The 13,733-nt window shown below is 70.7% G+C and carries 9 protein-coding genes; all 9 read left to right on the top strand.

What is annotated here, in order from left to right:
- The first annotated feature begins 29 nt into the window (after window positions 1-29).
- The 9 genes from HL658_RS30425 (at window position 30) to HL658_RS30465 (ending at window position 13,587) form a co-directional block, all read left to right on the top strand.
- The gene (locus tag HL658_RS30425) at window positions 30-386 is read left to right on the top strand and encodes a helix-turn-helix domain-containing protein (protein WP_343055389.1); all 357 of its coding nucleotides are present in this window, start codon (window positions 30-32) and stop codon (window positions 384-386) included.
- A 157-nt stretch (window positions 387-543) separates the two neighbouring features.
- Window positions 544-2,064, top strand: a complete 1,521-nt coding sequence (locus HL658_RS30430; RefSeq protein WP_281378916.1) for a recombinase family protein — start codon at window positions 544-546, stop codon at window positions 2,062-2,064.
- Complete coding sequence (locus HL658_RS30435) at window positions 2,061-2,969, top strand: plasmid partitioning protein RepB C-terminal domain-containing protein (protein ID WP_180283602.1); 909 nt, start codon at window positions 2,061-2,063, stop codon at window positions 2,967-2,969. The genes HL658_RS30430 and HL658_RS30435 overlap by 4 nt, the downstream gene beginning before the upstream one ends.
- Complete coding sequence (locus HL658_RS30440; protein WP_180283603.1) at window positions 2,966-3,874, top strand: plasmid partitioning protein RepB C-terminal domain-containing protein; 909 nt, start codon at window positions 2,966-2,968, stop codon at window positions 3,872-3,874. The genes HL658_RS30435 and HL658_RS30440 overlap by 4 nt, the downstream gene beginning before the upstream one ends.
- Window positions 3,875-4,617: 743 nt before the next feature.
- Window positions 4,618-5,565 (top strand): ArdC family protein, encoded by a 948-nt coding sequence (locus HL658_RS30445; protein ID WP_180283604.1) that lies wholly within the window; start codon window positions 4,618-4,620, stop codon window positions 5,563-5,565.
- An 84-nt stretch (window positions 5,566-5,649) separates the two neighbouring features.
- Window positions 5,650-7,794 (top strand): ParB/RepB/Spo0J family partition protein, encoded by a 2,145-nt coding sequence (locus HL658_RS30450; RefSeq protein ID WP_180283605.1) that lies wholly within the window; start codon window positions 5,650-5,652, stop codon window positions 7,792-7,794.
- 63 nt (window positions 7,795-7,857) lie between these two features.
- Window positions 7,858-8,088 carry a DUF6117 family protein gene (locus tag HL658_RS30455; protein ID WP_180283606.1) on the top strand — a complete coding sequence of 77 codons (231 nt, stop codon included), beginning with the start codon at window positions 7,858-7,860 and terminating at the stop codon, window positions 8,086-8,088.
- Window positions 8,089-8,179: 91 nt separating this feature from the next.
- Entirely contained in the window at window positions 8,180-12,547 is a 4,368-nt protein-coding gene (locus tag HL658_RS30460; protein WP_180283607.1) for a strawberry notch family protein, read from the top strand.
- Between the two features lie 14 nt (window positions 12,548-12,561).
- Complete coding sequence (locus HL658_RS30465) at window positions 12,562-13,587, top strand: DUF7146 domain-containing protein (protein WP_180283608.1); 1,026 nt, start codon at window positions 12,562-12,564, stop codon at window positions 13,585-13,587.
- Window positions 13,588-13,733: the final 146 nt, after the last annotated feature.

Genomic DNA, 13,733 nt, shown 5'->3' on the forward strand with positions numbered 1-13,733 from the left:
TGGGACGCCGACACGGATGCCGGTGTTTCGTGACGGACCTGCCGGGGCATTCCCGCGCCCGGCCACATGCCTTGCCTCCCATTTTGACATTGCGTAAAATGTCGTTCATGGTTCGCACACGCAATCCTGAGGACCTGAAGGCAATCGGCAACCGTCTGCGGGTGGCCCGGTTGGCTCTCGGCCTGACGCAGAAGGACCTGTACGGACCCCTGGGTGTCAAGGCGGCGACGTGGAACCATTGGGAAAGCGGCAAGCGCCTCCCGGATCCGTTGGCGATGGCGCGGCTGAAAGGTCTTCACGGCATCACCACAGACTGGATCTTCACCGGCGACGGATCGGCGCTTCCCTTCTCTTTAGCAAGATCGCTCCTGGCGGCCGTATCGTGATCCTGCGCACGCGGCGTTCCAGGCGCTGGGCCGGGGGCCTTCACTCTTGCAGTTATACCACGTGTCAAATAGAGTTTGTCGGCGACGGTCGTGAAAGGCTGCTTTCGCCATGCGTCCCCATCCGACGGCCCCCAACGCTCCAGCTCCCTCCCGCGCGATGCGGGCGGCGGAGTATGTGCGGATGTCGACGGAGCACCAGCAGTACTCGACGGAAAACCAGGACGACGCCATTCGCCAATACGCCGCCCGGCGTGGCATGGAGATCGTGCGGACCTACGCCGATGCCGGCAAGAGCGGGTTGGCCATCGATGGGCGGGAGGGTCTGCAACGCCTGATCGACGACGTGCAGAATGGACGCGCCGACTTTTCGGTGATCCTGGTCTACGACGTCAGCCGCTGGGGTCGCTTCCAGGATGCCGATGAGAGCGCCTACTACGAGTACCTGTGCCGGCGCGCCGGTGTCCAGGTCGAGTACTGCGCGGAGCCGTTCTCCAATGACGGCAGCATGGGTTCCGACCTGCAGAAGATGATCAAGCGCAAGATGGCCGGGGAGTATAGCCGGGAGTTGTCGAACAAGGTCTTCGCCGGCCAATGCCGCCTGATCGAGTTGGGATTCCGTCAAGGCGGTCCTGCCGGGTACGGATTGCGCCGTCAGATGATCGACCAGGACCGGCGAGCCAAGTGCCTGCTGGGCCCCGGGGAGCGGAAGAGCCTGCAGACGGACCGCGTGATCCTTGTCCCCGGCCCCGACGACGAGGTCGAAACCGTCCGGCGGGTGTACCGGGCCTTTGTCCAGGACCGGCGGTCCGAGACGGAGATCGCGATCCTCCTCAACACCGAAGGCAAACGCACCGACTTCGGACGCCCCTGGACACGGGGCACCGTCCATCAGCTGCTGAGCAACGAGAAGTACATCGGCGCCAACGTCTACAACCGCGTTTCCCGGAAGCTGAAGGGCAAGCACGTCGTCAACCGGCCCGAGATGTGGATCCGGGCCAACGGGGCGTTCGCCCCCCTCGTCGATCCACGGATCTTCCAAGCGGCGCAGGAGCTCATCCTCGCGCGCAGCCAGCGCCTGTCGGATCAGGAGATGCTGGAGCGGCTGAAGGTCCTGCTCGCTCACCAGGGATATCTGTCCGGCCTCGTGATCGACGAACGCGAAGGCATGCCCTCCAGCAGCGCCTACCGACACCGTTTCGGCAGCTTGGTGCGGGCCTATTCCCTGATCGGCTACCATCCCGGACGGGACTACCGGTACATCGAGATCAACCGCCGCCTGCGCGAATTCCACCCGCGCGTCGTCGAAGACACCCTCGACCGCATCCGCAAGGTGGGCGGCCGCGTCGTGATCGATGCGCACACCGACCTGCTGCGGATCAACGAGGAGTTCACCGTTTCCCTGGTTCTGAGCCGCTGCCAGGAGACCCCGGCCGGCGCCCGCCGCTGGGTGATCCGGCTCGATGCCGGCTTGCTGCCGGACGTCACCGTGGCGGTGCGCATGGCCCCAGGCTCCGAGGAGGTCCAGGATTACTATCTGCTTCCCGCCATCGACATGGTGGCGGCGAAGCTGCGTCTGGCGGAGGAGAACGGCACAGGCCTCGACGTCTACCGCTTCGGCGGCCTGGATGCCCTGATGACGATGGCGGAGCGTATCCGCCTCAGGGAGGTGCCCAGATGAATTCAAGGACGCCCGCGACCGCACACCACATCGGCGGCCCGTCGGAAATCCAACCCATTCCGATCGACCGCATCCGGGTACTCAACCCTCGGAGTCGCAATCAGAAGGTGTTCGCCAGCCTCGTCGAGAGCATCGCCACCGTCGGCTTGAAGCGGCCCATCACGGTGACCGCAAGCGGCAACGGAGAGCCGCTCTATGATCTCGTCTGCGGGCAGGGGCGCATGGAGGCGTTCAAAGTGCTCGGCGAGACCACCATTCCAGCGGTGGTGGTACAAGCCGACGAGGCGGATCTCTACCTCATCAGCCTGATCGAGAACCTGGCGCGCCGCAAGCATTCCAACCGGGATCTGCTCACCGCCGTGCGCGTGCTGGAGGAACGGGGTTACGGCGCCGGGAAGATCGCACAGAAAACCGGCCTCGACTCCAGCTACATCAACGGCATCCTCGTTCTGCTGAAAGCCGGCGAGGAACGTCTCATCGCCGCCGTCGAGAAGGGCTGGCTCCCGATCAATCTGGCGTCCCAGATCGCCCGCGCGGGCGACGAGGAGATCCAGGTGGCGATGATGCAGGCCTACGAGACGGGGCTGCTGCGCGGCGAGCAACTGATCCAGGTCCGCCGGTTGATCGACCGCCGGCGGGTGATGGGCAAGCAATACGGTCGCTGGGCGAAGACCGACGTGCCGGTCACCCCGCGCAAGCTGCTTCAGACCTACCAGACGGAGGTTCGCCGCCGCAGCCTGCTAGTGAAAAAGGCCGAGATTGGTGAGCAGCGCCTCCTCTTCGTGGTCACGACGTTGCGCCGGCTCCTCGCGGACGAGCACTTCCGGACGCTTCTGCGGGCCGAGGGGATCGACGACCTGCCCAAGGTGCTGTCCGACCGGCTGCCGCGCGAGGCCCGGCCATGACTCAGGTCCAGAACGCTTTCGAAGGGACAACCATAACCCTCCCGGTGGAACGGATCCTGCCGACCCGTGCTTTGAGCAAGGACATCCGCTATTCGCCGAAGTACCGGACCATCCTGGCGTCGATCCGTGAGATCGGCATCATCGAGCCTTTGGCCGTGCATCCGGAAAGTGCAGGAGCCGGGAAGAACGGATACTACATCCTGCTTGATGGCCATCTGCGGCTGGAAGCCCTGAAGGACCTGGGCGCGGCGGAGGCCGTCTGCCTGGTGTCCACCGACGACGAGGGCTTCACCTACAACCGGCGGATCAACCGGCTGAGCCCGATCCAGGAACATCTCATGATCTTGAAGGCGATCGAGAAGGGGCTGTCCCCGGAACGCATCGCACAGTCGCTCAACGTCAACGTGGACCGCATCCGCGAGCGTCAGCAGCTGCTCACCGGCATCGCCCCCGAGGTGGTCGAGATGCTGAAGAACAGGATGGTGAGCCAGGGTGTGTTTGCCATGCTGCGCAAGATGAAGCCCATGCGACAGATCGTGGCCGCCGAGATGATGATATCGGCTGGCCGCTTCACCGCCAGCTATGCGCGGATGCTCCTGGCCACCACGCGCCCCGACCAGCTGGTCGAGGGACGGAAGCCCAAACCTGCAAGCGGCGTCACTCCCGAGGACATAGCGCGCATGGAGCGGGAGATGGAAAAACTGTACCAGGATTATAAACTGGTGGAGGATACACTTGGCGAGACGATATTGGTTCTGGTGGTCGCCAAGGGCTTCATGACCAAGCTGTTCAGCAACGCGGCCATCGCGGACTATCTCGACAAACACCATGCCGACATTGCCAAGGAACTGAGGCGCGTCATTGACGCGGTCACCTCCGACATCCGCGCGCCGGAGCGCGAGTGAGCGTTCCTCTCGCTCCGGCGCGGTGGCGAATTGGTCGCCCCCGGCGGTTGGTGGATCGTTGCCATTGCCCGCCTTGGTCCGGCTGGCCAACGCAACCGAATGCGGCGGATAACTTCGGCGATGACGCCGACGCATCAGACCGGACGCCGACGTCGGCGCGCTGGACGCCGTCGCCGCTGCTGTGCGACCTTCTCATCTCTGATCGATCGTCTGCCGTGCCGGCCTTCGATTGGGGCCTCAGCGTTCTATTCCATAGACAACTTAAACTTGTCATCGTCCTGATGCCGGAATGGACGGCCGTTCCCGAAAAGCGGCCACGGCCGCCTCAGCGATCCAGCCCTTCAGCCGATTGGCGGCACGTTCCTTGGCCGTGTCCGGTACACAGCCAGCGGCGCAGCGTCTTGCGCTCGATGCCAACGCCCGGCCGGTGGCTCAAAGCGTATGGCTCTGTCCGCGCAGGCGCACGGCCTCGGTGTACGTGCCTCCCGGTGTTGGCGGGCGGAGGTCCACGGCCGGTGTTTCCTGGTGCTCACCAACGCCTTGGGACCGATGCTGTGCCACGGCTGGGTGTTGGAGGCGCTGACAGCGTTTGCGGGTGTGCGCAACTCGGCAGTGTCCAAGCACAGATTCAAACGGCCTAAGGGGTAAGGCGAAGCGGCGAGAGCAAGAGTTGGGCGGATTTGGCCGTGACGGGATGAGGAGCTGCGGGGGAGGCCCGCGGCGGCCCGTCGCGGAGACCCGCCATGGCACGTTGCGCCATCCAGCCGGCGCCCGGCGCCGACCGGACCAGCCTTTACGCCGAGATCACCGCCCGCATCATCGCCGACCTGGAGGCCGGCTGCGTGCCTTGGGTTCAGCCCTGGGGCACGGCGGCAGTGAAGGCGCCGCTGGCCATTCCCACCAACGCCGCCACCGGACGTCGCTACTCCGGCATCAACCTGCTGATCCTCTGGAGCGCCGTCACCGGGCGCGGCTTTTCCGGCCAGAGCTGGCTCACCTTCCGCCAGGCCCGTGCCCTGGGCGGCAGCGTCCGCCGGGGCGAGCACGGCACCACCGTGGTTTACGCCCACCGCTTCGTTCCCGCCGACGGGCGCCGCCGGGCCGAGCGCGACGGCGATCAACCCGGCGCCATCCCGTTCCTCAAGCGATTCACGGTCTTCAACACCGACCAGTGCGACGGCCTGCCCGAATCCCTCGCCATCACCGCACGGCCGCAGGCCGAGGGGCGGATCCTGCCGCAGGCTGAGGCGCTGATCGCCGCCACGGGCGCCGACCTGCGGATCGGCGGCGGGCGCGCCTTTTACAGCCCGTCGCTCGACATCGTCCAGGTGCCGCTCCCGGAGGCCTTCGGCGAGCCGATCAACTGGCATCGCACCGCCTTCCATGAGCTCGGCCACTGGACCGGTCACCCGTCGCGCCTTGCCCGCGACGTCTCCGGCCGCTTCGCCTCGAGCGCCTATGCGCGCGAGGAGCTGGTGGCGGAGATGGCGGGCGCCTTCGTCTGTGCCGCACTCGGCATCGTGCCGACGGTGCGCCACGCCGATTACATCGGCGCCTGGATGGAAGTGCTGCGCGAGGACGACCGCGCCATCGTCCGCGCCGCCAGCGCCGCTTCGAAGGCCGCCGACTTCCTGCTCGCCTTCCGACCGGAGGCGGGCGAACCGGAGTTGGCCGATGCGGAGCCGCGGTGAGAGGCAGAGGAGGGCGGGGGATCGGGTGACGGATGAAGAGGTCGGGAGAAAGGCTCCCGGCCGTCCGTCGCGGAGAACCCGACCATGGCCACGCCGAAGATCGTCCTCAACGCCTCGCGCGACATTCCCTTCAACAAGCTGGTGCTGTCCCAGGCCAACGTCCGCAAGGTCAAGGCCGGCGTCTCCATCGAGGAGCTTGCCGAGGACATCGCCCGGCGCACCCTGCTGCACAGCCTCGCCGTCCGCCCGGTGCTCGACGCCGAGGGGGCCGAGACCGGCGTCTTCGAGGTGCCGGTCGGCGGCCGCCGCTTTCGGGCACTGGAGCTGCTGGTCAAGCAGAAGCGCATGAGCAAGACCCAGCCGGTGCCCTGCGTCGTGCGCACCACAGGATTCGCCGAGGAGGACTCGCTGGCCGAGAACGTCCAGCGCGCCCCGCTGCACCCGCTCGACCAGTTCCGCGCCTTCCAGACCCTGCGCGAGGCTGGGCTCGGCGAGGAGGAGATCGCCGCCCGCTTCTTCGTGGCTCCCGGCGTGGTGAAGCAGCGCCTCAAGCTGGCCGCCGCGGCACCAGCACTGCTCGACGCCTACGCCGAGGACCGCATGACGTTGGAGCAGCTGATGGCTTTCACCGTCAGCGGCGACCACGCCCGCCAGGAGCAGGTGTGGGAGGCGCTGTCGCGCGCCTACAGCCGAGAGCCCTACCAGATCCGCCGGCTTCTCACCGAGGGGGCGGTGCGGGCGTCGGACAAGCGGGCGCTGTTCGTCGGGGTGGAGGCCTACGAGGCGGCGGGTGGGACGGTGATGCGCGACCTGTTCCAGCACGACGACGGCGGCTGGCTGCAGGACCCGGCGCTGCTCGACCGGCTGGTGGCGGAGAAGCTCGAGGCCGAGGCCGCCACGGTGCGGGCGGAGGGCTGGCGGTGGGTGGAGGTGGCGCTCGCCTTCCCCTACGGCCACAGCCGGGGCTTGCGCCGTCTGGCCGGCGAGCCGGTGCCGCTGAGCGAGGCGGAGCAGGCCACCTACGACGCGCTGCACGCCGAGTACGAGGGGCTGGAGGGGAGCGAGCCGGCGGAAGCGGAGGAGCTGGATCGGGTGGCGCGGCGCCTCGCCGAGATCGACATGGAGCTGCGGGCGCTGGAGGAGCGACCGCTGGTTTACGAGACGGCCGAGGTGGCGCGGGCCGGGGTGTTCGTCAGCGTCGATGTCGAGGGCGGGCTCCAGGTCGACCGCGGTTACGTGCGGCCGGAGGACGAGGCCCCGGTCGAGCCGGTGGTTCCGGCCGGTGGCGAGGAGACGTCCACCGCCCCGGCCACCGCCCCGGCCGGCGGCGGGAGCTGGCCGGTGGCCGCCCGGCCGGCCGCCATCGCCGGTGGTGCCAGCGTGTCGGCCCCGGTGCCGGTCGCCGGGGCCGCGACCTCGGAGGAAGACGAGGGGCTGCGCCCGCTGCCCGAGCGGTTGCTGATCGAGCTGAGCGTGCACCGCACCCTGGCGTTGCGCGACGCGCTGGCCAACGACCCCGACACCGCCTTCCTGGCGGCGCTGCACGCGCTGTGCCTGCGCACCTTCACCCAGCGCCCCGGCGCCTCCTGCCTGGAGCTTGAGCTGAAGAGCGCCGGCTTCGGGGTGCAGCCGTCCGATCTCGCCGCCAGCGCCGCGGCCCGGTCGATCGACGCCCGCCAGCGCGCCTGGAGCGCCCAGCTGCCGAGCGAACCGGCCGCCCTGTGGGAGACGCTGTTGGGGTTCGACGGCGACAGCCGGGCGGCCCTGTTCGCCCACTGCGTCTCCTTCGGCGTCAACGCGGTGCACGAGCCGTGGAACCGGGCGCCGCAGCGCGCCGCCCACGCCGACCTGCTGGCCGGGGCGGTCGGTCTCGACATGGCGGCGGCCGGCTGGACAGCGACGGTGGACAGTTACCTCGGCCGGGTGCCGAAGGCGCGCATCCTGGAGGCGGTGCGCGAGGCGCGTGGTCCGGAGGCGGCGCAGCTGATCGACCACCTGCGCAAGCCGGACATGGCCAAGGAGGCCGAGCGGCTGCTGGCCGGCAGCGGCTGGCTGCCCGAACCGCTGCGCCGGCCGCTGGAGCCGGCCGGCAGCGATGCCGACGCGGCGGCCGATGCGGCGCGCGATGCGGAGGGGGACGGCGCTTCCCTGCCGGCCTTCCTGACCGGTGACGGGGAGATCCCGGATGCCGGGGACGAGGCGGACCGCACCGAAGCGGCGGCCGCCTGACGCGCGAGCTGCGGAGCGGGTCCGGCCGCTCCGCCCTGGCCCGTAGTCTCCAGGAGATCCCCCATGTCGATTCCCGATTTCGTGAAGGCGAATTTCGCGACGCTGCTGCGCGCCGCGGCGGCCGGCGATCTGGCGCTGGTGCAGGGCACCGACGCCCGCACCGGCGAGACCCGCTTCATTCTGTGCGCTGTCGCGCAACGCGGGGGCAAGGTGGCGCTCACCCCCTTCGGGCACTTGGCCGAGGGTGACCCCTACGAGCTTTACGATCCGCCGTTCGACCCCGGCGACGGGTAGAGGGCGAGGAGGGCGGGGGCAGGGCGAGCCGGAGCGGATCGAGAGAGCGTCCGCCGGCCGCTGGTCTCCCCGCTCTCCCGGACCCTCCGCCATGACCCTGACCGCCGACCGCCGAACCCCTGCTGCCGACACCCGTCCTCCGCCGTCGGTGGACGCCGCGGCGGCCCTGCTCGCCGCCGCGGAGCGGCTGCTGCCCACCCTCGAACGCGGCCGGGCCATCAATGCCGGCACGCTGCGCGCCGCGATGACCGCGGCGTTCGGCGGCTCCGACGCCGAGGGTGCCTGGAGCTGGAAGCTGGCCTACGACGCCGGCGAAGCGGCGCAGGTGCTGTTCCTGCGCCGCTTCGGCCCGGCCATGCGGGCCCGCGCAGCCAGCCCGGCGGCGTTCCTGGCCATGCTGGAGCGGCTGGCGGCGCTGCTGCCCAGCCAGACCCGCCGCTCCGAGGAGAGCCAGGCCCGGCAGCAGTTCTCCACGCCGCTGCCGCTGGCCGGCGTGGCCGCCGCCGCCGGCGCGCTCACCCCGGCCGACCGCGTGCTGGAGCCCTCCGCCGGCACCGGCCTGCTCGCCGTCTTCGCCGAATTGGCCGGCACGAACCTTGTCCTTAACGAACTGGCCGACACCCGCGCCGGCCTGCTGGAGCACCTGTTCCCCGGCGCCCCGGTGACCCGCTTCGACGCGGCCAACATACACGACCATCTCGTCCCCACCATCCGGCCGACGGTGGTGCTGATGAACCCGCCCTTCTCGGCATTGGCGGCGGTGGACGGCCGGGTGGCCGACGCCGCTGTCCGCCACCTCGCCTCGGCCTTGGCGCGTCTGGCCGAGGGCGGGCGCCTCGTCGCCGTCACCGGTGCCGGGCTGGCGCCCGAGCATCCGGCGTGGCGGGATGCTTTCGTGCGCCTGCAGGAGCGGGGCAGCGTCGTCTTCTCCGCCGCCATCGATGGCCGGGTCTACGCCCGCCACGGCACCACGGTGGACACCCGGCTGACCGTCATCGACCGCGTGCCCGCCGACAACCCGGCGGTCTTCCCGGTTTCACCGGGCATGGCTCGCGACGTCGCCACGCTGCTGGACTGGGTCCGGCGCGGCGTACCGCCGCGCGCTTCCGTTTCCTCGTCGGCAGCGGCTCCGTTGCCGGTGCTGACCCGCTCCTCGATGGCACGACCCGAGCGCCGGCCGGCGGCTGTGCCGACGGTGTGCACGCCAGTGTCCGGTCCGGCGGTCACCGAGTTGGAGTACGAGCCGCGCGACTGGACGCCGGAGGCCGGAGCCTGCCTCACCGCCGCGCTCTACGAGCCCTACGCGCTGCAATCCATCGCCATCCCCGGCGCTCAGCCGCACCCGACGCCGCTGGTTCAGTCCGCCGCCATGGCCGCGGTCGCCCCGCCCAAGCCCCGCTACCGCCCGCACCTGCCCGCCACCCTGGTCACCGGCGGCACCCTCTCCGACGCCCAGCTGGAAAGCGTCATCCTGGCGGGCGAGGCGCACGCCGGCCATCTCGCCGGTGCCTGGACCGTGGACGAGACCTTCGACGTCGTCTCGGCGGCGCCGGACGATGCGGAGGACGCGGTGCGCTTCCGCCGCGGCTGGTTCCTCGGTGATGGCACCGGCGCCGGCAAGGGCCGGCAGGTCGCCGGCATCCTGCTCGACAACTGGCTCAAGGGCCGCCAGCGGGCGCTGTGGATCAGCAAGTCCGACACGCTGATCGAGGACGCCCGGCGCGACTGGTCGGCGCTCGGCCAGGAGCCTCTGCTGGTCACCCCGCTGTCGCGCTTCCGCCCCGGTGTGCCGATCATCCTGGAGCGCGGCATCCTCTTCACGACCTACACCACCCTGCGCGGCGGCGGTGGCGAGGGCGCCGTGACGCGCGTCCAGCAGATCGTCGACTGGCTTGGCCGCGCCTTCGACGGCGTCATCGTCTTCGACGAGTCCCATGCCCTGCGCAACGCCGGCGGCACCACCGGCTTCGGCCGCGACGGCGGTCCCTGCACCCCGTCCCAGCAGGGCCGCGCCGGCCTGCGCCTCCAGCATGCCCTGCCGGACGCCCGCGTGCTCTACGTCTCCGCCACCGGCGCCACCACCGTGCACAATCTTGCCTACGCGCAGCGCCTCGGCCTGTGGGGCGGCTCGGACTTCCCCTTCGCCACGCGCGCCGAGTTCGTCCAGGCCATCGAGGCCGGTGGTGTCGCCGCCATGGAGGTGCTGGCCCGCGACCTCAAGGCCCTCGGCCTCTACAGCGCCCGCTCGCTGTCCTTCGAGGGAGTCCGCTACGAGATGGTCGAGCACCGCCTCACGCCGGGGCAGGTCGCCATCTACGACGCCTACGCCGCGGCCTTCCAGATCATCCACGCCAACCTGGCCGCGGCGCTGGAAGCCGCCAACGTCACCGGAGCCGCCGGCACCCTGAACCGCGCGGCCAAGGCCGCCGCCCGCTCCGCCTTCGAGAGCGCCAAGCAGCGATTCTTCAACCATCTGATCACCGCCATGAAGACGCCGACCGTGCTCAAGTCCATCGAACGTGACCTTGCCGCCGGCCACGCCGTGGTGGTGCAGCTCGTCTCCACCGGCGAGGCGCTGATGGAACGCCGCCTGTCCGACATCCCCAGCGAGGAGTGGGAGGATTTGTCGATCGACGTCACGCCGCGCGAGCTCGTTCTGGAGTACCTCGCCCACTCCTTCCCGACCCAGCTGCACGAACCCATCACCGACGCCGACGGCACCCTGTCGTCGCGCCCGGTGTGGCGGGACGGCCAGCCGGTGCTCTGCCGCGAGGCGGTGGAGCGGCGCGACCGCATGATCGAGCGGCTGGCGTCGCTGGAACCGGTACCGGGCGCGCTGGACCAGATCGTCCAGCGATTCGGCGCCGGCATGGTGGCGGAGGTCACCGGCCGCTCGCGGCGCATCGTGCGCAAGACCGATCCTGGTGGGGACGATCGGCTGGCCGTGGAGAGCCGCCCCGGCTCGGCCAACCTCGCCGAAACCCGGGCCTTCCTCGACGACGAGAAGCGCATCCTGGTCTTCTCAGACGCCGGCGGCACCGGCCGCAGCTACCACGCCGATCTCGGCGCCAGGAACCAGCGGCTGCGGGTGCACTATCTGCTGGAGGCCGGATGGAAGGCCGACGCCGCCATCCAGGGGCTGGGCCGCTCCAACCGCACGAACCAGGCGCAGCCGCCGCTGTTCCGCCCGGTCGCCACCGACGTGCGGGCCGAGAAACGCTTCCTCTCCACCATCGCCCGCCGGCTCGACTCCCTGGGTGCCATCACCCGCGGCCAGCGCCAGACCGGCGGACAAGGGCTGTTCCGTGCCGACGACAACCTGGAATCCGTCTATGCCCGTGCCGCGCTTCGCCAGCTCTACGGCCTGCTGCACGCCGGCAAGGTGGACGGCTGTTCGCTGGGGGACTTCGAGGCGGCGACCGGGCTGGCGTTGAGCGACCGCGACGGGACCTTGCGTGAGGAGCTGCCACCGATCACCACCTTCCTCAACCGGCTGCTGGCCCTGACCATCGGCTTGCAGAACACGCTGTTCACCGTGTTCGAGCAGCTGCTCGCCGCGAAGATCGAAGGCGCCATCGCGTCCGGCATCTACGACCGCGGCGTCGAGACGCTGGTGGCCGACAGCGTCACGGTGACGGACCGGCGAACCCTTTACACCCACCCGGCGACCGGAGCGGAGACCCGGCTGTTCAGGTTGGCCCGGCGCGACCGCAACCGGCCGATGGGTCCGCAGGGGGCGCTGGAGACAGGATCCGCGCCGCAGGCGCGGCTGCTGGTGAATGCCCGCTCGGGCCGGGCGGCGGTGGCGGTGCCCGCCGCCGGGCTGATGCTGGACGACGGCACGGTGGAGCGCCGGGTGCGCCTGCTGCGGCCGATGGAGCGCCTGACGGTGACCGTGGCCGAGCTGGCGCAGAGCCACTGGCGCCCGGCCGGGCCGGAGGCCTTCGCCGCCGCCTGGGAGGCGGAGGTCGCCGCGGTGCCGGAGTTTTCCACCAGCACCCTGCATGTGGTGACCGGGCTGCTGCTGCCGGTGTGGCGGCATCTGCCGGACACGAACCTGCGGGTGGTGCGGTTGCAGACCGACGACGGTGAGCGGATCATCGGCCGGGTGGTGGCGCCCGAGTCACTGCCCGAGGTGGAACGCAATTTCGGCGGTGGTGACGCAGCGTTGCCGTCGGCAGAGCAGGCCTGGACCCTGGTGCTGGAGGGACGGGCGGTGCTGCATCTCGCCGACGGGCTGCGGCTGCGCCGGGTCACGGCGATGGGCGGCCACCGGATCGAGCTGTCGGGCTTCACCGAGGGCATGGTGGAGCGGCTGAAGGCGCTGGGGCCGATGTCCGAGATCATCGCCTGGACGCTGCGGCTGTTCGTGCCGGTGGGCGAGCGCGGGCCGGCGGTGTTCGCCGCCCTGCTGGCCCGCCACCCGCTGCTCCGTGTCGTCGACCGGACGGGGCCGTGAGGGGGCATAGCGCCATGTCCGCCGCGTCGGAGATGGCGCAGCGCCTCGCGCGGGAGGCCGAGGCGGTGTGCCGCCACTACCTGCCGCTCGGGCGGCGGCAGGGGCGATACTGGCGGGTCGGTGACGTCCACGGCACGCCGGGGGAGAGCCTCTACGTCCGGCTGCAAGGGGGCGCTGTTGGCAGATGGGCCGACGCCGCCACCGGCGAACACGGCGACCTGCTCGACCTCATCGGGCTCAACCGCGGTCTCGATCGGCTGGCCGCGGTGCTCGACGAGGCCCGTGTCTTCCTCGGTTCGCCGCGGGCACCAACGGAACCGCGGTGGGAGCCTCCAGCCCCCGTCGGATCACCGGGGGCCGCCCGCTGCCTGTTCGCCCGCTCCCGGCCGCTCGCCGGCACGCTGGCCGAAGCGTATCTGCGCAACCGCGGATTTACGAATGTCCGGACCCTCGGTTGCCTGCGCTTCCAGCCGCGCTGCTGGTACCGCGATGGGGGTGACGGGCTCGCCCGAGGCCCGGCGCTGATCGCCGCGGTCACCGGTCTGGACGGTGGCCTCACCGGCGTGCAGCGCACCTGGCTCGACCCGTCCGGTGGCGGCAAGGCGGCGATGTCCTCGCCGCGCCGGGCGCTGGGCTACCTGCTCGGCAACGGCGTCCGCTTCGGCGTGGCCCGCGATGTGCTGGCGGCGGGGGAAGGCGTGGAGACCATGCTGGCGCTGCGCACCGCCCTGCCGGCCCTGCCCATGGTCGCCGCGCTGTCGGCCGGCCACCTCGCCGCCCTGTGTCTGCCGCCGACGCTGCGCCGCCTCTACGTCGCCCGCGACAACGACGCCGCCGGACGCCGGGCGGTGGAGCGCCTGGGGCGCCGCGCCGAGGCCCTCGGCATCGAGGCGCTGGTCCTTGCACCGGTGCTGGGCGACCTCAACGACGACCTGCTGGCGTTCGGACAGGCGGCGCTGCGGGCGCATCTGCGGGCACAGCTCGCCCCGGAGGATGTGGCGCGCTTCCGGATGGGCGGCGGCCGGCGGTGGGGAGCCTGAGCCTCGGCGGACGGGCACCGGTCGGCGCAGGCGGATGCCGGGTCCGGCCGGCGGGAGGCCGCGGCCACGGCCTTCCAGCGGGCGATCGGGTGGCAGCCGGGCCGGTTCCGCAACGGCGGGGGCCGGCTTTCTTCCCCGGCCGGCAA

The organism is Azospirillum oleiclasticum, assembly GCF_013423485.1.
In the GTDB taxonomy this organism is placed as follows: domain Bacteria; phylum Pseudomonadota; class Alphaproteobacteria; order Azospirillales; family Azospirillaceae; genus Azospirillum; species Azospirillum oleiclasticum.